The 19,571-nt window shown below is 63.7% G+C and carries 18 protein-coding genes and 1 pseudogene; 5 read left to right on the top strand and 14 right to left on the bottom strand.

Annotated elements, in window-relative coordinates; translation table 11 throughout:
• Window positions 1-84 precede the first annotated feature (84 nt).
• Genes pxpB through P6U29_RS21345 form a run of 3 tightly spaced genes read left to right on the top strand, consistent with a single transcriptional unit; the run spans window position 85 to window position 2,650 of the window.
• Window positions 85-816, top strand: coding sequence for a 5-oxoprolinase subunit PxpB (gene pxpB, locus P6U29_RS21355; RefSeq protein ID WP_407112131.1), 732 nt, complete (start codon window positions 85-87; stop codon window positions 814-816).
• On the top strand, window positions 813-1,850 hold the full coding sequence (locus P6U29_RS21350; RefSeq protein WP_407112130.1) for a biotin-dependent carboxyltransferase family protein: 1,038 nt from the start codon (window positions 813-815) through the stop codon (window positions 1,848-1,850). The genes pxpB and P6U29_RS21350 overlap by 4 nt, the downstream gene beginning before the upstream one ends.
• Window positions 1,851-1,882: 32 nt before the next feature.
• Window positions 1,883-2,650 carry a LamB/YcsF family protein gene (locus P6U29_RS21345; protein ID WP_407112129.1) on the top strand — a complete coding sequence of 256 codons (768 nt, stop codon included), beginning with the start codon at window positions 1,883-1,885 and terminating at the stop codon, window positions 2,648-2,650.
• 84 nt (window positions 2,651-2,734) lie between these two features.
• Here the strand turns inward: P6U29_RS21345 and P6U29_RS21340 are convergent, their stop codons facing one another.
• The 6 genes from P6U29_RS21340 to P6U29_RS21315 form a co-directional block, all read right to left on the bottom strand.
• Window positions 2,735-2,887, bottom strand: coding sequence for a hypothetical protein (locus P6U29_RS21340; RefSeq protein ID WP_407112128.1), 153 nt, complete (start codon window positions 2,885-2,887; stop codon window positions 2,735-2,737).
• A 203-nt stretch (window positions 2,888-3,090) separates the two neighbouring features.
• A complete protein-coding gene (locus P6U29_RS21335; RefSeq protein WP_407112127.1) occupies window positions 3,091-4,698 on the bottom strand; it encodes a sulfite reductase subunit alpha in 1,608 nt (535 codons plus the stop codon).
• The gene (locus tag P6U29_RS21330) at window positions 4,695-6,479 is read right to left on the bottom strand and encodes a NirA family protein (RefSeq protein WP_407112126.1); all 1,785 of its coding nucleotides are present in this window, start codon (window positions 6,477-6,479) and stop codon (window positions 4,695-4,697) included. The genes P6U29_RS21335 and P6U29_RS21330 overlap by 4 nt, the downstream gene beginning before the upstream one ends.
• A gap of 334 nt (window positions 6,480-6,813) precedes the next feature.
• Window positions 6,814-7,977, bottom strand: coding sequence for a CmpA/NrtA family ABC transporter substrate-binding protein (locus P6U29_RS21325; RefSeq protein WP_407112125.1), 1,164 nt, complete (start codon window positions 7,975-7,977; stop codon window positions 6,814-6,816).
• Entirely contained in the window at window positions 7,974-8,564 is a 591-nt protein-coding gene (locus tag P6U29_RS21320) for an ANTAR domain-containing response regulator (RefSeq protein WP_008564898.1), read from the bottom strand. Before P6U29_RS21320 ends, P6U29_RS21325 begins: the two co-directional genes overlap by 4 nt.
• A 279-nt stretch (window positions 8,565-8,843) precedes the next feature.
• Window positions 8,844-9,407, bottom strand: a complete 564-nt coding sequence (locus P6U29_RS21315) for a hypothetical protein (RefSeq protein WP_407112124.1) — start codon at window positions 9,405-9,407, stop codon at window positions 8,844-8,846.
• 281 nt (window positions 9,408-9,688) lie between these two features.
• Between P6U29_RS21315 and rimO the strand changes: the two genes are divergently transcribed.
• A complete protein-coding gene (gene rimO, locus P6U29_RS21310; RefSeq protein WP_407112123.1) occupies window positions 9,689-11,008 on the top strand; it encodes a 30S ribosomal protein S12 methylthiotransferase RimO in 1,320 nt (439 codons plus the stop codon).
• A gap of 222 nt (window positions 11,009-11,230) precedes the next feature.
• Here rimO and P6U29_RS21305 read toward each other — a convergent pair whose 3' ends face one another.
• The 3 genes from P6U29_RS21305 to P6U29_RS21295 form a co-directional block, all read right to left on the bottom strand.
• Window positions 11,231-11,650: a carboxymuconolactone decarboxylase family protein gene (locus P6U29_RS21305; protein WP_014495189.1), complete on the bottom strand. Its 420-nt coding sequence runs from the start codon at window positions 11,648-11,650 to the stop codon at window positions 11,231-11,233.
• Entirely contained in the window at window positions 11,583-12,014 is a 432-nt protein-coding gene (locus P6U29_RS21300) for a MerR family transcriptional regulator (RefSeq protein WP_407112122.1), read from the bottom strand. The genes P6U29_RS21305 and P6U29_RS21300 overlap by 68 nt, the downstream gene beginning before the upstream one ends.
• 157 nt (window positions 12,015-12,171) lie before the next feature.
• Window positions 12,172-13,119: a hypothetical protein gene (locus P6U29_RS21295; RefSeq protein WP_407112120.1), complete on the bottom strand. Its 948-nt coding sequence runs from the start codon at window positions 13,117-13,119 to the stop codon at window positions 12,172-12,174.
• 433 nt (window positions 13,120-13,552) lie between these two features.
• Between P6U29_RS21295 and P6U29_RS21290 the strand changes: the two genes are divergently transcribed.
• On the top strand, window positions 13,553-14,749 hold the full coding sequence (locus P6U29_RS21290; RefSeq protein ID WP_407112119.1) for an acetylornithine transaminase: 1,197 nt from the start codon (window positions 13,553-13,555) through the stop codon (window positions 14,747-14,749).
• Between the two features lie 167 nt (window positions 14,750-14,916).
• On the opposite strand, the pseudogene P6U29_RS21285 reads toward P6U29_RS21290, so the two are convergent.
• From P6U29_RS21285 to pcsA, 5 genes and pseudogenes are all read right to left on the bottom strand, one after another.
• Window positions 14,917-15,015: pseudogene (locus P6U29_RS21285) on the bottom strand (quinone oxidoreductase); the annotation flags it as partial.
• A 32-nt stretch (window positions 15,016-15,047) separates the two neighbouring features.
• Entirely contained in the window at window positions 15,048-16,730 is a 1,683-nt protein-coding gene (metG, locus tag P6U29_RS21280; protein ID WP_407112118.1) for a methionine--tRNA ligase, read from the bottom strand.
• Between the two features lie 243 nt (window positions 16,731-16,973).
• Window positions 16,974-17,948, bottom strand: coding sequence for a quinone oxidoreductase family protein (locus P6U29_RS21275; protein ID WP_407112117.1), 975 nt, complete (start codon window positions 17,946-17,948; stop codon window positions 16,974-16,976).
• Window positions 17,949-18,025: 77 nt separating this feature from the next.
• Window positions 18,026-18,760: a TerC family protein gene (locus P6U29_RS21270; RefSeq protein WP_407112116.1), complete on the bottom strand. Its 735-nt coding sequence runs from the start codon at window positions 18,758-18,760 to the stop codon at window positions 18,026-18,028.
• Window positions 18,757-19,524 carry a phosphatidylcholine synthase gene (pcsA, locus tag P6U29_RS21265; RefSeq protein ID WP_407112115.1) on the bottom strand — a complete coding sequence of 256 codons (768 nt, stop codon included), beginning with the start codon at window positions 19,522-19,524 and terminating at the stop codon, window positions 18,757-18,759. Before pcsA ends, P6U29_RS21270 begins: the two co-directional genes overlap by 4 nt.
• Window positions 19,525-19,571: the final 47 nt, after the last annotated feature.

Here is a 19,571-nt window from a genome sequence, read left to right as displayed (position 1 = left end):
TGCGGGCGCATTTACGCGAAGCAGGATGAAGCGGAACTCGGACGCCGGGGGCCGCATTCTTCAGAAGCCCGATTTCGACAGCTCATGGCCGCGACGCTTCCCCCGCCCCGCCTTCTGCCCAGTGGCGATAGCGCCGTCACGGTCGAGTTCAGCCGCACCATCGATGAGGACGCCAACCAGCGCGTGCTGGCGCTGGACAAGGCGCTCGCAGCGAGCCCGATCGACGGCATCACCGAGACCGTGCCGACCTATCGCTCATTGCTGGTGCATTACGATCCCGGCAAGATCGGTTTCGATGCGCTCGGCGAAAAGATCCTCCTGATCGCCATCCGGCCGCTGCCGCCGGTCACCAAGACGCGCCGCTGGCGCATTCCCGTCGCCTATGGCGGCGAGCATGGGATCGATCTCGAGGATGTCGCGAAGGCGCTGGGCACCACGCCCGACGACATCGTCGCCCGGCATGTTGGCGGCGACTACAAGGTCGCCATGATTGGGTTCACGCCGGGCTGGTCCTATCTCAGTGGCCTCGACAAGTCCCTGCACATGTCGCGGCGGCAAAATCCGCGGCTGCTGACACCCGCCGGGACGATCTCGATCGGCGGCGTCCAGGCCGGCATCCAATGCCTGGCCGCCCCGAGCGGCTGGCACCTCCTGGGCCGCACGCCGGTGCGAACCTATCAGCTCCACCGCAATCCGACCTTCCTCACCGAACCCGGTGATCGCGTGACGTTTTTCGCCATCGACCACAAAACCTTCGATGAGATGGATCGCGCCGCCGAGGCCGGCGAGATCATCGCCGAGCAGGTGGACGCATGAGCCGGCTCATTGTTGCCAGCATCGGCCCTGCAAGCTCCGTCCAGGATGGCGGGCGCTTCGGCGCGCAGCGCTATGGCTTGACGGTGAGCGGGGCGATGGACCGGCTGTCGCTGGCGGCGGCGAACACGCTCGTCGGCAACGAGCCTTTCGCGGCCGCCGTCGAGATCGGCCCGTTCGGCGCCTCCTTCACCGCCCGCGACGGCGCCGTACGCGTGGCGATATCAGGCGCGCCGCGCAATGCGGACGTCGCCGGAAGCCCGATCGCGATGGATACATCGGTGACACTCAAGGACGGCGAGACGCTGACGCTCGGTTTTGCCCGCGGCGGCGCGTTCACCTATCTGGCGATTGAAGGCGGCATCAAAGGTGAGCCGGTGTTCGGCAGTCTCGCCGTGAATGCCCGCGCCGGTCTCGGCAGCCCCTACCCGCGCCCGCTCCAGGCTGACGACGAGTTCACGGTCGATGCCGCAAGCGGTGCGAGCGAGCTGCGCATTGAGCTGCCGAAGCCGGCGAGCGGCCCGATCCGCGTCCTGCTTGGACCGCAGGACGACGAGTTCGACGAGGCCAATAAGGCCCTGTTCCTGAACAGCGAATGGAAGATCTCCGCAACCTCCGACCGCATGGGCTACCGGCTCGAGGGCCCCGCGATCAAGCATCTGCACGGCCACAACATCGTTTCCGACGGCACGGTCAATGGCAGCATTCAGGTGCCCGGCAACGGCGCGCCGATCGCGCTGATGATGGACCGCGGCACCTCCGGCGGCTATCCGAAGATCGCAACCGTGATCACGGCCGATATCGGCCGCCTCGCCCAGACCTCGGCAGGAACCGCGTTCCGCTTCAAAGCTGTCAGCATGGCCGAAGCGCAGGACGAGGCACGCAAGTTTGCGCAAGCGATCCGCAGCCTGCCCGATCGCCTGCGCTCCTCTGACACCGTCGCGCTCAACATCGAGGCGCTCAGCGATGCTAACGTGGCGGGCTATGCGGTCAGCGCGGTCGATGCCGGGACTTGGCAGGTCACTGCGGAGCCGTAAGCGACAACAAGACCAGAGGCGGAGAGCACCCCATGAAAACAGTCGATCTTAATTGCGACCTCGGCGAAGGTTTTGGCGCGTGGGAGATGGGCAACGATGCCGCCATGATCGAGCTGGCGAGTTCGGTCAACGTCGCCTGCGGCTTCCACGCCGGCGACCCCGACATCATGCGCCGGACGGTGGAGCTGGCAAAGGCGCGCGGCGTCTCGGTCGGCGCGCATCCCGGCTATCGCGACCTGCACGGGTTTGGCCGCCACCCGATCGCGGGGCTCAAGGCGTCCGAGATCGAGAATCTCGTCGCCTACCAGATCGGCGCTTTGCAGGCGATTGCGACTGCGGCCGGCCACAAGGTCACCCATGTGAAGGCGCACGGCGCGCTCTCCAACGTCGCCTGCGAGGACGACATGACCGCGAAGGCGATCGCCGCCGGCATCAAGGCGGTCGATCCCAGCCTGATCTTCGTCGTGCTCGCCAATTCGAAGCTGGTGAAAGCGGGCGAAGCGGCCAATCTGCCGATGGTGCACGAGGTGTTCGCCGACCGCGCCTATGAGGACGACGGCAATCTGGTCTCACGCAAGAAGCCCGGCGCGGTGCTGCACGACGCAAAAGTGATCGCCGACCGCGTGGTGCGCATGGTGCAGGATGGCGCGGTGGTCTCGGTCACGGGCAAGGTGATCAAGATGCGCACCGATACGGTGTGCATCCACGGCGACACGCCGGGCGCGGTGGATATCGCACGCGGCGTGCGTCAAGCGTTGAAGGCTGCGGGGATTGAGGTGGCGCCGTTCAAGCGCGGGTGAGACACAAGAGGTGCCCACCACGATCTCGGATGTTGAGAAATGGTGGCCACGGCGCTATGCGCCTTTGCGCACCCTACGAAAGCATCAGAACGGGTGCACCGAGAGCGTGCCGAACACGATGGCGGCAATGACTGCGAAGGCGCTGTAGAGCGCGATATGATGCAGGCTCGCCCCGGTCCGACGTGAGAGCGAGCGCGCGTAAAAGTGCAGCCTGGCTTCCGCCGATAGTTCGCGCATGGTCGATCTCCAACGCCCCATTTGCGGGAGTATGAAGGATCAACCAGGGAGGGAGGCAAGACGGTGGCGGAAATAGCGATGCACCTTCTCCGAAGAAGCTGCATCGCAGCTGTAAATTCTCTTGCAATGTGGGTTCCAAGAATTTTATTCGTTCCAAATCCGAGCCAGTTGGAACCGGCTCGGATGCAGTGGAGTGACAGTCGTTAGTACACGTCTGCCTGGAAGCGGCCGGTCTTCTTGAGCTCGGCCACGAAACTGACGGCCTCATCGGTTGAACGCGCGCCGAACTGGGCGACGATGTCGACCAGCGCGCGCTCGACATCCTTGGCCATGCGCTTGGCATCGCCGCAGATGTAGAGATGCGCGCCTTCGGCGAGCCAGGTCCACAACTCGCGGCCGACTTCGCGCATGCGGTCCTGCACATAGAACTTCTTCTCGCCGTCGCGTGACCAGGCGAGCGACAGGCGCGTGAGCAGCCCCGAGGTCTTCATCGCGTTGAGCTCCTCCTGGTAGAAGAAGTCGCAATCGCTGCGCTGGTGTCCGAAGAACAGCCAGTTCTTGCCCGGCGCGCCGGTCGCCTTGCGGTCGAGCAGGAAGGCGCGGAACGGCGCGATGCCGGTGCCGGGTCCGATCATGATGACCGGCGTCTTCGGATCCTGCGGCAGGCCGAAACCATGCGCCTTCTGCACATAGACCTTGAGCTTCTCGCCCTCGGCGATGCGCTCGCCGAGGAAGGTCGAGGCGACCCCGAGGCGCTTGCGCTTGCCGATGACGTAGCGCACGGAGTCGACTGTCAGCGACAGTTTTCCCGGCGTCGCATTATGCGAGGACGAGATCGAGTAGAGCCGCGGCTGCAGCGGCTCCAGCGCCTCGACGAAAGCCTCCGGATGCGGCCGCGTGCCCGAAAACTTCTGCAGCGCCGCCATCACGTCGAGGGTCGCGGCATCGCCATCGGGATCCTCGCCCTGCGCCAGCGCTCGCGCCTTCTCGCGCTGCGCGCCGCCGGTGATGAAGGAGATCAGCTCGAACAGCGTGTCCGGCGCCGGCGACAGCGAGACATCGTCGATCAGCACCTCACGCAGCGTCTTGCCGTTGACCTTGGTGGTGTGGGAGGCGCCGAGCAGCGCGATGATCTGGTCGACGAGGCCGACATCGTTGCGCGCGAATACGCCAAAGGAATCACCGACCACGTAGTCGAGCTTGCTCTCGGAGAGATCAAACTCGATGTGATAGGTTTCCTTCTCCGACTTGCCCTTGTTGAGAAGACGCCGCGACAGGAACGTCGCCTCGGTCGGATTGTCGCGCGAGCGGCCGGGCTCTGCGATCGTCACGGTCACGGCCGGCGCCGGAGCGTCCGGCTTGTCCGCCGCTTTGGCCACCGGCGCCTTGTCGAGCTCCTCGTACAGCGACTTCAGCATCCGCGCGGTTTCCTTGCCGCCGGGAACGCACAGATTGAGCCGTGCTTCGCTGCGGCTCACGATCGCCTCCGAATAGTCGTGGCAATTGTAGCCGCACTGGCCGCAATCCTGCTGCGCCATCGCCGCCATCATCTTGCGGCGCAGGGGGCGTCCCTCGGCGAGCTTCATCCGCTCGGCGATCGGCATGGTCTGGTCATGCCATGGCGCTTCGCCGTCATCGCCGTCGCTGGCGCCCGGCATGACGGCGGCGCCCTGCTCCGCCGACAACGGCGCGGCGACGTCGGGCGACAGCAGCCCGGCGAAGAAGCCGTTCAGCCAGGAACGCTGCGCATCAGAGAACGGTGCGCTGGCGGGAATGAGGTCGAGTTTCGGCGGTGGGGTGATCTGGTTCATGCGGACACCTGTGCATCGGCCAGCTTGCGCAGCGTCTCGCCGTCATGGCGGCGCGCAAAGGACAGGAAGGTTTCTTCGGGAGATGAGCGATAGGCGATGTAGGCCTTGAGCAGTCGTTCGACCGTCTTCGGCGCGTCCTCGGCCTTGAGGTCGTGATAGACCTCCTGTCCGACATCGGCGTCGGGGCCGAACCCGCCGCCCGTGAAGAGGTGATAGCCCTCGACCGTGTCTTCCTCGCCGACCGGCACACGCGCGCCGATCAGGCCGATATCGCTGATGTAGTGCTGCGCGCAGGAATGGTGACAGCCGGTAACATGGATGTTCACCGGCTTGTCCATCGCGACGCGCGGCTCGCACCAGTCGCCGATCTCGGCCGCATGGCGCTTGGTGTTGGCAGCGGCAAAGCGGCAACCGGCATTGCCCGTGCAGGCGATCAGGCCGGCGCGGATGTGCGAGGCCTCGACCGCGAGCCCGATCTGCTTGATGGCCGCGACCGCAAGCTCGACATTCTCGTCGCGCACGCCCGAGATCAGCAGGTTCTGCCAAACCGTGAGGCGGATCTCGCCATCACCGAGATCCCGCGCAATCTTGGCGAGGCCCCGCATCTGATCGGAGGTGAGCTTGCCGAGCGTCAGCGACACGCCGATCCAGTTGAGCCCGTCCTGCTTCTGCTTGTGCACGCCGATATGCGCCATGCGGTCGGCGGCAAGCCGCGGCGCGAACGCCTCTTCCGGAACGCGCGTGAACGGCGCCTTCAGCCGCTCCTCGACAAGCTTGAGGAAGCCGTCGTGGCCCATCGCGTCGAGCACGTATTTCAGCCGTGCCTTGTTGCGGTTGGTGCGGTCGCCGTGGTCGATGAACACGCGCACGATGGCGTCGGCGACGGCGGTCGCCTGCTCCGGCTTGACGATGATGCCGGAATATTTCGCGAAGTCCTTATGGCCGGTGATGCCGCCGAGGCCGAGGCGGAACCAGACGCCGGGCTCGACGCCGAACCCATCCTTCACCTCATAGGCGGTGAAGGCGATGTCGTTGGTCTCTTCCAGCACCGCGATTCTACCGGCGCCATCGAAGGCGACGTTGAACTTGCGCGGCAGGCCGTAGAGCGAGCGGTCGTTGAGGATGTGGTAGTGCCACTCGCGCGCATAGGGCCGCGTGTCGATGATCTCCTGCGGATCGATGCCGGCCGTCGGCGTTCCCGTCACGTTGCGGATGTTGTCGGCACCGGAGCCGCGCGAGCACAGGCCGAGGTCCTGAATGCCTTCGATCAGCTTCACGGCATTCTTCGGCGGAATCTCGCGAAGCTGGAGATTGGCGCGCGTCGTGACGTGGCTGTAGGGGCCGCAGAGCTCGTCGGCGAGATCGGCAAGGCCTGACAGCTGCCAATGCTTCATGATGCCGTTCGGGATGCGCAGACGGCACATGTAGGAGTCCTGCGTCGGCGCGACGTAGAAGATGCCGTAATAGCGCCAGCGGAAATTGTCCGCAGGGCTCGGCGGGGTGTTGTCGAGCGCCTGCTGTCGCAGCCGCGGATAGGCATCGAAGGGATGCTCGTCGCGCTTGAACTTCTCCTGATCGGCGAGCTTCTTGCCCGACGCGATCACCTTGTCCTGCGCCTTGATGTGCACGGCGTCGGGACCGGTCGGCTCGGTGCTCGCCTTGCCGGCACCACTGCCGCCGAGACCACGCCCGACGCGGCTGATCTGCAAACCGGTCGTGAAGCCTTCGAGATAGCGTTTCTGCTCGTCGGTAAAGTCGACTGCGAGCGTATCGATTTTCATGGTCGGTAACGAAGCTCCTGCGGCCACCAAAGTGGCTTCGACGGATTGGCGCGACCCGCGAGGAACTAGGGCTGGCTCAGGAGCCGGCTTCGTCACCCACGGTCCGATCAGCTTCGTTGCTGCGGGACTTGGCTCAGCAGGCACCTGTGACAAGCTGGCCGCAGTGCAACATTCAAGTTGCGTGCCAGCTTGATCGAAATAAAAACTATCGCAGTTTCAGGTAATTAGGATCAGCTCCTGGAAATGCCGGTCTGAAGGCTCTCCCGAAATTCGAGCAGCCAGCCTAGATACTAGGCAGCAAATCTATCTGCTCAAAAACAAGGCAGACTCGAGATCAAGCCTTCCAGCGCCCAACCGCGAAGGCCTCAAGATGTCCCCGGATGTTGTCAGGGTCGAAAACGGGGCCGGCAAAGGCGCCGAACGCCGTGGGCGCTTCGGTAGGCGTGCTAGCGCCAAGGGCAGCATCGTAAAGATCGGGCCTGAACACCGCCATTGCCGTCTTGACGCCGTCAGGGGTCAGCGCCGTCTGTCCCCACCGCACCATTTGCGTATAGAGCCAGGCAGCCTGCACCGGATCGGGGCGCCCTGCCGCCTCGCGGCCCACCAGGAGATAGCGGCCGCTTTCCCGGAATGTGCCATCGGGAGAAATCTTCAGACGCCCTGTCAGGGTGCGTTGGATGACTTCGGCATCGACGCCGATCCGCTCGGGCTGTGCCAGGATTCGCGCCGTTTCGGTGCGATTTTCAGGATGCTCGATGAAATCGGCGGCCCTCACCGCCGCGCGCACCAGCCTAGCGACCACGTCCGGATGGGTCTCGGCCCAGGTTTGGCGAACCGCCAGCACCTTCTCCGCCGCACGGAGCAGGATGTCGGAGACGAAATGCAGGATGTGGCCGATGCCGAGGTCGACCGCGATCGAGTTCCAGGGCGCGCCGACGCAGAACGCATCGACATGGCCGTTCTTGAGACTGTCGACCATATAGGGCGGCGGCAGCACCACCAGGCGCACATCCTCGTCAGGATCAACGCCCGCCGCGGCCATCCAGAAGCGCAATTGATAATTGTGGGTGGAGAACGGGAAGGTCATGCCGAAGGTCAGCGGCTCGGCGCCTGCCTTGCGCCTGATGGCAACGACCTTCGCCAGCGCTTTCGCAGTCGCCATCGGGTCAAATCGATCGCCCTCGATCTCCTGCATCAGCGCGGCATGGAGCGCCGGCGACACCGTGATGGCATTGCCGTTGATGCCGAGGCTGAAGGGCGCTGCGATCGGCACCTTGACGTGACCGAGCCCGAGCGAGGACGCAATCGCGACGGGCGCCAGCAGATGCGCCGCGTCGAACAGACCGATATTGAGCTTGTCGCGGACGTTGGACCAGGAGACCTCGCGCACCAGCTCGACGTCGAGTCCTTCGGCGGCGGTGAAGCCCTTGTCGACCGCGACGATCAGGGCGGCGGCATCGACCAGCGGGATGAACCCGATGCGGAGGGTGGCAGTCATTTCAGCATCTCCGACGCGGTGATGATCGACTGGGCGATCTCGCCGATTTTCTTCTTCTCGCGCATCGCGGTGGAGCGCAGCAGCACATAGGCCTCGTCCTCGGTGAGGCCCTTCACCTTCATCAGGATGCCCTTGGCGCGTTCGATGATCTTGCGGTCCTCGAGTTGCGACTTGGTGCGCTCCAGCTCCTCCTGGAGCTTGGCGAAGGCGTTGAAGCGGGACACGCAGAGGTCAAGGATCGGCTTGATGCGCTCCTTCTTCAGCCCGTCGACGATGTAGGCGGATACCCCCGCCTCCACTGAAGCCTGGATCGAGGCGGAATCGCTCTGGTCGACGAACATGGCGATCGGCCGCTTCACGGCGCGGCTGACCTGGAACATCGCCTCGAGCACGTCGCGGCTGGGGTTCTCCAGATCGATCAGGATGATGTCGGGGTCCACCGCATAAATACGGGCGAGCAGGCTCTGCATCTCGCGGATATGGACGACCTGGGTGAACCCGGCCTCCCGCAACCCCTCCTCCAGGATCGCGGCCCGGATCGGGCTTTCGTCGACGATCACGATTTTGGGCGACTGTTCGGCGCTCATAGCTCACTCACGGCAGGTGATTCATCCATAGCACGCCGGAACGCCCTGCAAAGGGTTGTAATTATGGGCAATTGGGACTAGCTCAGCCCGGTCAATCAGGCAGATCAGATATGGATCAGACGGCTGCGCCCAAGGTCAGCTTCGTGCCGCTCGGGTGCTCCTGAGACAACGAATGTAAACTTTCCGTGCCGCCCACTCGCAAGAAAATGCTCGCGCAGGCGGTCGTGTACTCGTTAAGGTAAGATTTCAGCCTTCGGCTGCGAAGCGGAACTCATGCTCTCAGGGAATCTTCGCGCCAACGATCATCTTTTCGAGAAGTGGCACGGCGGCCAGCACCGCCGCCTCATTGCGGCCGGAGACCGCTAGCCGCACGCCGTAGGAGTTGCCGTCCCTGTCGAGATCGGCGTAATGCGCGATCACTTCGATCGGCTGGTCCTTCAGGGATGGATTGTCGTAGCGGTTGATGATGACCTTGGGGCTGATCGAGGGAAGCGTGGCGATCTTTGCATTCTTGCCGGATGTCGTTGCCCAATCCCGATCACTGGCAGCGACCCATTCAACCAATTCGGTCCGGTCCTTGTTGTAGCGGCCTTCGGCATAGATGATTGCTTCTGCTTTACCGAAGTTCTTCCCGTTAGGCACGAACATCGATGCGCCGTACTTAAGGCTCGCGGCCTCGTCCCTCACCCACCCATCAGGCGCTTTCACGCGTGGCCTGAATTCCGGACACAATCGTTCTTGCCGATCGCAGGCATGGATGAACTTGTCGACTTCAGCTCGCGCCGGAAACATCGCGCCATAGGAAACGGTAACGAAAGCCAGGCCGAAGATGAAACGGCGCATCGCAGTTAAGCTCCGTGGAATCAAGCAAGAAACAGAACAACAACCAAAACGGGCACGTTCGAGCAATTCACCTCGGATCCTCCACTCGCTCGATCCGAATGAGCTTCCAGATTAGGAACCCTCAGTCAGTCCATACCTTCCCTAGTGACTGGCCGATCACGCCAAATACGCGCGAGTACTGCGTTAGCATCGCGCCGCATACGTTAGTTATTGAGTTTCGCCATCGGTTCAATTACTTGGATCGCAAATCCAGACAATTCAGATAGGCTCCAGGCGATTATATGGACAGAGCGCCGCGCATTTCATTCACGTCACTCGGGTGTCCCAAGGCATTGGTGGATTCCGAGCGCATCATCACGCGCCTGCGCGCGGAGGGCTATGAGCTCGCCCGCAAGCATGACGGCGCCGACATCGTCATCGTCAACACCTGCGGCTTCCTCGACAGCGCCAAGCAGGAATCGCTCTCGGCGATCGGCGAGGCCATGGCCGAGAACGGCAAGGTGATCGTGACCGGCTGCATGGGCGCGGAACCCGAGCAGATCGAGCAGGCCTATCCCGGCGTGCTCTCCATCACCGGACCGCAGCAATATGAGAGCGTGCTCGACGCCGTGCATCGCGCGCTGCCGCCGGCCCACAATCCGCATCTCGACCTGGTGCCGCCGCAGGGCATCAAGCTGACGCCGCGTCACTACGCCTATTTGAAGATCTCCGAGGGCTGCAACAACCGCTGCACCTTCTGCATCATCCCGAAGCTGCGCGGCGACCTCGTCTCGCGCCCGGCCAATGACGTGCTGCGCGAGGCCGAGCGCCTGGTCGGCGCCGGCGTCAAGGAGCTCCTGGTGATCTCGCAGGACACCTCGGCCTACGGCGTTGATCTGAAATATGCCGAGAGCCCGTGGAAGGATCGCCAGGTCCGCGCCAAGTTCCTCGACCTCGCGCGCGAGCTCGGCGAGTTAGGGGCCTGGGTCCGGCTGCAATATGTCTACCCCTACCCGCATGTCGACGAGGTCATCGCGCTGATGAACGAGGGCAAGGTGCTGCCCTATCTCGACATCCCGTTCCAGCATGCGAGCCCCCAGGTGCTGAAGGCGATGAAGCGCCCGGCGGCGCAGGACAAGACGCTGGCGCGGATCAAGCGCTGGCGCGAGGAATGCCCCGATCTCGCACTTCGTTCGACCTTCATCGTCGGCTTCCCCGGCGAGACCGATTCCGATTTCGCCTATCTGCTCGACTGGCTCGATGAAGCCGAGATCGACCGTGTCGGCTGCTTCAAATATGAGCCGGTGGCAGGCGCGACGTCGAATGCGATCGAGAACCCCGTGCCCGAAGAGGTCAAGCAGGAGCGCTATAACGCGCTGATGGCCCGGCAGCAGAAGATCTCGGCGCGCAGGTTGAAGCGCAAGGTCGGCACGCGCCAGCAGATCATCATCGACGAAGTCGGCCCGACGGTTGCGAAAGGCCGCTCGAAAGCCGATGCACCGGAGATCGACGGTGCCGTCTACCTGTCGAGCCGCCGCCCCTTGCGCGTCGGCGAGATCGTCACCGCGAAAATCGAGCGCGCCGACGCGTACGATCTGCACGGCAGCGTCGCGGGGTTCTGAGGTTCACGACGCCGCCCGCCATTTCGGTACCCAGCACTCCGGCCTGGATGCGCGGGCGAGATCGGCGCGCTTCGCGTCGTCCGGCCGATTGAAACTCTCGCCAAGCTCTTGCGTCTTGCCATCCGGAAGAACGCGCGTCAGCCGTCCGGCGCGGGGCAAGGCACGTGCGGGAGGCCGCAATGCCCAGGCTGCCGAGCAGAAAGGATGTTTGGAGTAAGTTCGTCATGTCGCTTCTCCCGACGCCTGCCGCCCGTCATGTGCGGAAAACACCTCCTTGGCTGCGAACAGCCCGTTCACCGCCGCCGGGAAGCCGGCATAGACGGCCATCTGCATGATGATCTCCACGATCTCGTCGCGAGACAGCCCGACGTTCAGACCCGCCTCGATATGCACTTTGAGCTGAGGCGCGGCATTTCCGAGCGCCGTCAGTGCAGCGATCGTTGCGATTTCTCGATCGCGCAGGCCGAGGTCCGGGCGGCTGTAAATGTCGCCGAAGGGAAACTCGATCACGTATCGTGCGAAATCCGGAGCGATGTCGGCGAGTGAGGCGACGACCTTTTCGCCGGCTCTGCCGTCAATGCGTGATAGGGCCCGCTGACCGCGATCGAAGCGGCTTTCGGCTTGTGTTTGGGCGTGCGTCATTTTCCTTCGTCCTCTGTTCGTCGCCGGCATAGCCTGCGATCTTGGTATCAAGGACGAGCAGGCATTCCTGGAGTTCGGCGATCTGCGTGCGAACCTGTTCCCGGTGGATTTCCAGCATCTGCCGCCGGGCTGGCCCGGTGGCTTCGCCTTCATCACGAAGCGCCGCATAGCGCAACATATCCCGGATCGGCATTCCCGTGGTCTTGAGCCGACCGAGGAATGCGATCCATGTAAGGATCGATGCGTCAAAGTCACGCTGGCCGGAACGATCCCGGTCTGCGTATGGCAGCAGCCCGATGCGCTCATAATAACGCAACGTGTGGGTCGACAAGCCGGTTCGTTTTGCGAGGTCGCCGATCTTCATGTGTGCCCGTTCTCGTACTGACGCACGTACAGATACCCCTTCGAGCGCACTCTAAGTCAAGGGTGATCGAAGGTGCCGTTCCCGCGACGTCAAGATGCCACGACAGCAGAAGATTTCGGCGCGCTGGCTGGGCGGCGGCATCGCGGGATTCCGAGCTTCAGGATGCCGCCAGCCATTTCGGCACCCAGCGCTCCGGGCGCGGAGCGCGGGCGAGATCGGCCTTCGCTTCGGATAACAGCGCCGGCTCGCCCTCGATGGTCGGGCGCAAATCGTATTCGAAACTCGGCATGATGCGGCCATCGGCATGGAGGCCGAAATTCATCCCGTACCACAGCCCGAGCTCGGGCTGTGCGCGGCGCATCTCCTCGCGCAGATCGCGCAGCAGGGATTCGATCGAGGCCGCCTCCTCGAATGGCTGCGGCCCGCGCCTCAGCACGCGCGCCTGATATTGTGCGCCGACGATGGCGATCTCGAAGCGCGTCTGGTCCCACGGCTTCTTGCTCTCGGGCAGATGCGCGGCGAGTCGCCAGCCGAGCTCGGCCATCAGGCGGTGATTGGCCCAATATTCCTCGCGGTCCCGTACCCATTGTTCCATGAAGCCCCGAAAGTCGGGCAAATCCGAAGCGTCACTCTCGGAAGACGCTGGCTCGCCAATCGGCCGCCGTGCGAGCCACTGCGCAAGCTCGACGGTCTGACACTCGACTTCCTCGTCCGGCAGGAGATCGCTCCAGGCCCTGTCGAACTGCTGCGACGTCAGCTTTGTAAGCAATCCGTCGAGGCTCGGCGCCAACAGCCGATAGTCGCCCTCCGACCCCAGTCCCACGATCGGCGGATTGTCGCGGTCGAGACCGGCGCCGTACCAGCCGCCGACGGCCGAGCCATCCGGCAGCCGCATGAACAGCGAGAACCTGTCGCGCAACGGACTGCCGTCGACGATCGGCGCGGAATCGGAGAACTGGCCCTGCAAGGAGAAGCGGCCGACGCTGCCCCAGGGGCGCCCCTCGAGCCAGACGGCAAAATCGACCAGCAGCGGCGGCGCGTCGATGCCCGGCGGAAATGCGCCACGAATGCTGTCGAGGTCGATTGGGTAAGGCGTGTCGGACAAGGCTGAAACTGTCTCGTTGGTCCCGCCACTCTTGGTCTGAGCCGAGTTGCGTCCGGTTCGAACCAAATCGCGTGCTTTGATCACAAACGCGGCAGAGACGCGATGGTTTCTAGCCGGACCATCGACGAACTGCGAGTCCCTTCCAGCTCATTCACCGTATGCTGGGGCACACGCTCAACGAGAGCTGCGCAAAGCCTCCGCTTGACAAGTCCTGCCATTCGGCTGTAGGGACGCGCCCCATGATCAACGCTCGGACCAACCTGCGCACCGAAATGCTCCGTCGTCGCTTCCGCGACGATGAGAGGGTGCGCCATGTCCGACGACGCCGCTGAACCGCTGAATTCAGCTTAAGTTTTCGAGAAGGCCGCACCCGCAAGGTGCGGCCTTTCTGCTTTTCGCGCCCGTTTTCCACCCGCCTCCAGAGGAGTTCGACATGACCACCGCCACCCATCCGTATGACGCGCTGATGGACATCACCGCACGGCCCAAGGCCGTGTTCGTCCGCGGCGCCGGCTCCTACCTCTGGGACGACAGCCGCAAGCGCTATCTCGACTTCGTGCAGGGCTGGGCCGTGAACTGCCTCGGCCACTCGCCGCCCGCGATCGCCGACGCGCTTAGCGCACAAGCCAAGCGGCTGTTGACGCCGAGCCCGGCCTTCTACAACGAGCCGAGCCTCAAGCTCGCGCAGGCACTTGTCGAGAACAGTGCGTTCGATCGGGTGTTCTTTACCAACTCGGGTGCTGAAGCCAATGAAGGCGCGATCAAGCTCGCGCGTAAATATGGCAGCCTGCACAAGAACGGCGCGTTCGAGATCATCAGCTTCGAAGGCGGCTTCCACGGAAGGACGCTGGCAACGATGTCGGCCTCGGGCAAGAAGGCGTTCGAGCCGCTGTTCGAGCCGAAGGTCGCCGGCTTCAAGAAGGCGAAGCTGAACGACATCGCCTCGGTCGAGAAGCTGATCAACGACAACACCGTCGCCGTGATGCTCGAGCCGATCCAGGGTGAATCCGGCGTGTGGCCGGCGAGCGACCCGTTCCTGCAAGAGCTGCGCGCGCTCACCGAGGCGCACGGCCTGCTGCTCATTTTTGACGAGATCCAGACCGGCATGGGCCGGACCGGAAAACTCTTCCATTACGAGCACGCTGGCATCGCGCCCGACATCATGACGCTCGGCAAGGGCATCGGCGGCGGCGTGCCGCTCGCGGCCCTGCTTGCGACCGAACGCGCCTCCTGCTTCGCGCATGGCGACCAGGGCGGCACGTTCAACGGCAACCCGATCATGTGCGCGGCGGGACTTGCGGTGCTCGAGGAGGTCAAGAAGCCCGACTTCCTGAAGGCGGTCACCGAGACCGGCCTCTTGCTCGAGAGCGAGCTGCAGAAGGTCTCGGCCCGGCATGGCCTCGGCGGCGTGCGCGGCCGCGGGCTGTTGCTCGCGCTCGATCTCAAGCTGCCGATCGCGCCAAGCATCGTCGCGCAGGCGTTCGAAGCTGGCGTGCTGCTGAACGCTCCGCAAGTCGACACCCTGCGCTTCATGCCGGCGCTGAACGTCACGAAGGGAGAGATCGGCGAGATGATCGATTGTCTCGACGGGATTTTGACCAAGGCCGGCGCGGCAAGGCGGGTGGCGTGAGGTCTGTCTCGTGCCCCGGACGCAGCGCAGCGCTTCTTCAGCGATGCGCTGCAGAGCCGGGGCCCATCTCTCCGCATAATGCGCGGCGTCTGGGTCCCGGCTCAGCGCTGCAATGCTCGCGCATTGCAGCTTGTCCGGGACACGAGAGCGGATGACGTCGGAAGCACCTACGGCTTCAAAATCGACGCGCCCGTGGTCTTGCGGCTTTCGAGATCGATATGGGCCTTCGCGACGCCTTTGAGCGCGTAGGCCTGGTTGATCGGCACGGCGGGACGCTGCACTGCCGTGCCGCCTCGTCTCATGCCACGCCAAAGCGCCTTGCGAGGTGCCCCGTCTTATCGGCGCTGATCTTTGAGACGATCGGAGCAAGCTTCGCGACCGGATTGCCGGCGTCACCATCGAGCAACTCACCGCACGGTTTGATCGGCCAATCCGGGACAACGCCACCGCGGCCGAAAGCAGCCAAGACCTTCTCCGACAGTTCAGGGATGATGCTCCATGCGAGTACCGCCGACAAACGCACAAGGTTCAGGCCCGTCCGCGTTGCGACCGCGGCCTTGAGACGGTCGGACTTGATCGCAGTCCAAGGCGCTGCCTGCTGGAGATAAGCATTCGCCGCGCGCCAGATCGCGCGGGTTTCTGCGGCGGCTGCGCGAAATTCCAGGGCTTCGTGATGGCGGCGTAGCGAGACGATTCTCTGGTCGAACTCGGCCCCCAACTCGAGCTCCAGTGCCGAAGGCTCGCCGCCCTCCGGAATACGGCCGTCGAAGGCGACATGCGAAAAGCTGATGATCCGGTTGGCGAGATTGCCAAAGACGTCGGCGAGATCCTTGTTCACGTCGGCGACGAAGCGCTGCACGGAGAAGTCGGTATCGGCGCTTTCTGGCGCGTTGGCGATCAGCCACCATCGCCACAGGTCGGCTGGCAATTCCTCCAAGGCTGCGTCGGTGAAAACGCCGCGCTGTGCGCTGGTCGAGAATTTGCCTCCCTCGTACGTAAGCCAGTGAAAGCCCTTGATGACGTCGACAGTCGTCCAAGGTTCACCCGACCCGAGCAGCGTCGCCGGAAAGCTGACGGCATGGAACGGCACGTTATCCTTGCCAAGGAACTGGATGTATCTGACATCCTTGGCCTGCCACCACCAGCGCCGCCAATCGCGATCGACCGCGGCCGCCGCCCATTCCTGCGTGGCGGCGATATAGCCGATCGGCGCATCGAACCAGACGTAGAACACCTTGCTCTCGAAGCCGGCGCGCGGGACCGGAACGCCCCAGGCCAGATCGCGGGTTATGCAGCGATCCTGGAGCTCCGCGGTCAACCAGCTTTTGGCGGTCGAAACCACGAAGGCAGGCCAATCGGAACGTTGATCAATCCAGCCACGCAATCTCTCGACCAATTTAGACTGGCGCAGGAACAAATGTCGCGTCGAGCGAATCTCAAGGGAGGTATCACCCGACAAGGCCGAACGCGGCGCGATCAATTCATCCGGATCGAGCAACGCGCCACAGCCGTCGCACTGATCACCCCTCGCCTCACCGTGCCCGCAATGCGGGCAGGTCCCCAGCACGTAGCGATCGGGCAGGAAGCGCTGATCGACCGGCGACCACACCTGCTGCAATTCGCGTTCATCTATCAGCCCGGCCGCATCGAGCCGACGATAGAAATGCTGCGTCAATGTCGCATTTTGCGGCGACGAGGTTCGACCAAAATAGTCGAACGAAAGGCCGAAGCGCCGATAAATATCGGCTTGGATGGCATGCTGCCGAGCGCAGAAGGCGCCGATCTCCTCGCCTGCTCTCAGCGCAGCGAGCTCGGCCGGTGTCCCGTGCTCGTCCGTCGCACAGATGAACAGGACCTCGTCGCCGACCTGTCGCCTGAACCGTGCGTGCACGTCGGCTGGCAGCAGCGAGCCGATGAGATTGCCGAGATGCTTGACGCCGTTGACATAAGGCAACGCGCTGGTGATGAGAATCTTGGTCATGGGAAGCGCTCCTTCGCGTTGAAGTGGCGCTGAATCCGCTGAAACGAAAAAGCCCTCCCGCACGGACCGGGAGGGCTGGATTCAGCTTACATTCGACGCACCAAGCGCGCGCTATCCCCTCCGGTAAACCTCCTTGCGGTGAGGCCGGGGCATTCGATTCAGGACTCGTGCGTTCGCAAAATTCACTGTGGCATCCTCTACCCCTGAGTGTAGCATCGTTTCGATCGGGCAATCAAGCAGCACCTACGGCTTCAAAATCGACGCGCCCGTGGTCTTGCGGCTTTCGAGATCGATATGGGCCTTCGCCGCGTCCTTCAGCGCGTAGGCGTGGTTGATCGGCACGTGCAGCTTGCCGTTGATGACGGCGGCGAACAGCGTGTCGGCGCCTTCCAGCAGCTCCTTGCGCGTGCCGATATAGTCGTTGAGCTTCGGCCGGGTCGCGAACAGCGATCCGTGACTATTGAGGTCGGCGATCGAGAACGGCGGCACCGGGCCTGAGGCATTGCCGAATGAGACGAACATGCCGCGCGGCTTCAGGCACGACAGCGAGCCCGGGAAGGTCGCCTTGCCGACGCCGTCATAGACGACGTCGCAGCCTTCGTTGCGGCTGATCTGCTTCACGCGGGCAACAAAATCCTCCTCGTTATAGAGGATGACGTGGTCGCAGCCATTGGCCTCTGCAAGCTCCGCCTTCTCGCGCGAGCCGACCGTGCCGATGACATGCGCGCCGAGCGCCCTCGCCCATTGGCAGGCAAGCAAGCCGATACCACCGGCCGCGGCATGGATCAGCACGCGATGGTGCGGCTCGACCTTGAAGGTCTTGTGCAGAAGATACCAGACGGTGAGCCCCTTCAGCATCAGCACGGCGCCCTGCTCGTGGGTGATGTGGTCGGGCAGCTTGACCAGCTTCTCCCAGGGGATGTTGCGCTCGCCGGTATAGGCGCCGAGATTGTGGTAATAGGCGACGCGGTCGCCGGGATGGAAATTGGTGACGCCGGCCCCGACCGCAACCACCTCGCCCGAAGCCTCATTGCCGGCGATGAAGGGCAGCGCCGGCGCCTTGTAGAGGCCGGTGCGGTAATAGACGTCGATGAAGTTGAGACCCACCGCATGCTGGCGGATACGCACCTCGCCCGGCCCAGGCGCCGGCACGTCGACGCTCTCATAGACCAGGGCTTCGGGGCCTCCGACCTTGTGCACACGGATGGCTTTGGTCATCACCTGACCTCCCTTTCTCCAAGGCTTAAGCGAAAGACATCGCGCCCGCCTTGTCAACTCGACGCCCACGGGAACGACTAGGCCGACCGCTTGCTCGCCTTCTTGCGGTTGCGCTTGGCCAGCACGTTGAAGAATTCCACCGCCGCCGAGAACGCAATTGCGAAATAGATGTAGCCGCGCGGAATGTGGAATTTGAACCCGTCCGCAACCAGCGCGACGCCGATCAGCACCAGGAAGGCCAGCGCCAGCATCTTCGTGGTTGGATGCTCCGCGACGAAGCGCGACACCGGCCCGGACGAAATGTACATGATCAGGCAAGCGATCACGACGGCCGCGACCATGATCTCGATGTCCTGGGCCATGCCGATCGCAGTGATGATCGAGTCCAGCGAGAACACGATATCGATGATCACGATCTGGACGATCACCCAGAAGAATGCGCTGCCGGCAGACCTCTCGCCGGCCTGCCCGTCATCGGCTTCGACCTCGCCGTGAATCTCGTGCGTCGCCTTGGCGATCAGGAACAGGCCGCCGCCGATCAGGATGAGATCGCGCCAGGAGAAGTCGTAACCTGCAAACGAGAACACCGGCACGGTCAGGCCGATCAGCCACACCAGGAGGCTGAGCAGGATGATGCGGAACACCAGCGCCAGCGCCAGCCCGAGCTGGCGGGCGCGGTGCGCCTGCCGCTCCGGAATGCGCGAGACGATCACCGACAGGAAGATGACGTTGTCGATGCCGAGCACGATCTCGAGCGCCGTCAATGTCAGCAGCGCCGCCCAGGCTTCGGGGCTGGTCAGCAGGTGCATCACGCGAAGGATCTCGCCAAGCGGATGAAAGCATCGCTGAAGCTGATCCAGAGCGCGATGGCGCAGAGCGCGACGGTCACCCCGGTGCCGACGCGAAAATCCATCTGCAGCGTGTAGAGGCCGAGCACCGCCCAGATCGCGATCAGCGACATCGTCAGCCAGCGCAGCCGCACCACGCGGACCGGATGCAGCACGTGGAACGGCACGAAGGTCAGCACGACGAGCGCGGCCACCAGCAGCGTCGACCAGAGCGGCGGCCAATGCAGCAGGAACAGGTAGAACGCCGCCGCATTCCACAGCGCCGGGAAGCCGCGGAAATGATTGTCGTCGGCCTTCATGCGCAGATCGGCGAAATATAATGCGCTGGTGACGATGATGGCGATGCCGAGCAAGGGAGCTGCGATCGGCAGCAACAGCCCGCTCGCCACAATCGCATAGGCCGGCACGAACACATAGGTGACGAAGTCGACCACGAGATCGAGCACGTCGCCCGACCAGTTCGGCTGCACGTTCTTGACGTCGAGCCGGCGCGCGATCGGCCCGTCGATCGCGTCGATGATCAGCGCGACGCCGAGCCATTGAAACATCGCCGCCCAGTGCTCGCGCACGGCCTCCAGCATCGCCAAGAGCGCGACCGCCGCACCGAACGCGGTGAAGATGTGCACCGAGAAGGCCGCGGCGCGGATCGCCGGTCTCGGCTTGAGGGAATCCTGCTGCGTGTCCATGGCTTCTGCTATCAGAATGCGGCCGGTTTGCACATCCACCATTGCGGCGCACGATCGCATAATTCGTCATAAAATCAGACAAAATCAGC

Source organism: Bradyrhizobium sp. LMG 9283 (genome assembly GCF_045571415.1).
GTDB lineage: Bacteria > Pseudomonadota > Alphaproteobacteria > Rhizobiales > Xanthobacteraceae > Bradyrhizobium.
This window is presented reverse-complemented; position numbering and strand designations above follow the sequence as displayed.

What these genes read in the sequence shown, in the direction of transcription:
- pxpB (WP_407112131.1), top strand. Translation starts at nt 85, where the DNA reads ATGGCCGCGACGCTTCCCCCGCCCCGCCTTCTGCCCAGTGGCGATAGC.
- P6U29_RS21350 (WP_407112130.1), top strand. Translation starts at nt 813, where the DNA reads ATGAGCCGGCTCATTGTTGCCAGCATCGGCCCTGCAAGCTCCGTCCAG.
- P6U29_RS21345 (WP_407112129.1), top strand. Translation starts at nt 1,883, where the DNA reads ATGAAAACAGTCGATCTTAATTGCGACCTCGGCGAAGGTTTTGGCGCG.
- P6U29_RS21340 (WP_407112128.1), bottom strand. Translation starts at nt 2,887, where the DNA reads ATGCGCGAACTATCGGCGGAAGCCAGGCTGCACTTTTACGCGCGCTCG.
- P6U29_RS21335 (WP_407112127.1), bottom strand. Translation starts at nt 4,698, where the DNA reads ATGAACCAGATCACCCCACCGCCGAAACTCGACCTCATTCCCGCCAGC.
- P6U29_RS21330 (WP_407112126.1), bottom strand. Translation starts at nt 6,479, where the DNA reads ATGAAAATCGATACGCTCGCAGTCGACTTTACCGACGAGCAGAAACGC.
- P6U29_RS21325 (WP_407112125.1), bottom strand. Translation starts at nt 7,977, where the DNA reads ATGACTGCCACCCTCCGCATCGGGTTCATCCCGCTGGTCGATGCCGCC.
- P6U29_RS21320 (WP_008564898.1), bottom strand. Translation starts at nt 8,564, where the DNA reads ATGAGCGCCGAACAGTCGCCCAAAATCGTGATCGTCGACGAAAGCCCG.
- P6U29_RS21315 (WP_407112124.1), bottom strand. Translation starts at nt 9,407, where the DNA reads ATGCGCCGTTTCATCTTCGGCCTGGCTTTCGTTACCGTTTCCTATGGC.
- rimO (WP_407112123.1), top strand. Translation starts at nt 9,689, where the DNA reads ATGGACAGAGCGCCGCGCATTTCATTCACGTCACTCGGGTGTCCCAAG.
- P6U29_RS21305 (WP_014495189.1), bottom strand. Translation starts at nt 11,650, where the DNA reads ATGACGCACGCCCAAACACAAGCCGAAAGCCGCTTCGATCGCGGTCAG.
- P6U29_RS21300 (WP_407112122.1), bottom strand. Translation starts at nt 12,014, where the DNA reads ATGAAGATCGGCGACCTCGCAAAACGAACCGGCTTGTCGACCCACACG.
- P6U29_RS21290 (WP_407112119.1), top strand. Translation starts at nt 13,553, where the DNA reads ATGACCACCGCCACCCATCCGTATGACGCGCTGATGGACATCACCGCA.
- metG (WP_407112118.1), bottom strand. Translation starts at nt 16,730, where the DNA reads ATGACCAAGATTCTCATCACCAGCGCGTTGCCTTATGTCAACGGCGTC.
- P6U29_RS21275 (WP_407112117.1), bottom strand. Translation starts at nt 17,948, where the DNA reads ATGACCAAAGCCATCCGTGTGCACAAGGTCGGAGGCCCCGAAGCCCTG.
- pcsA (WP_407112115.1), bottom strand. Translation starts at nt 19,524, where the DNA reads ATGGTGGATGTGCAAACCGGCCGCATTCTGATAGCAGAAGCCATGGAC.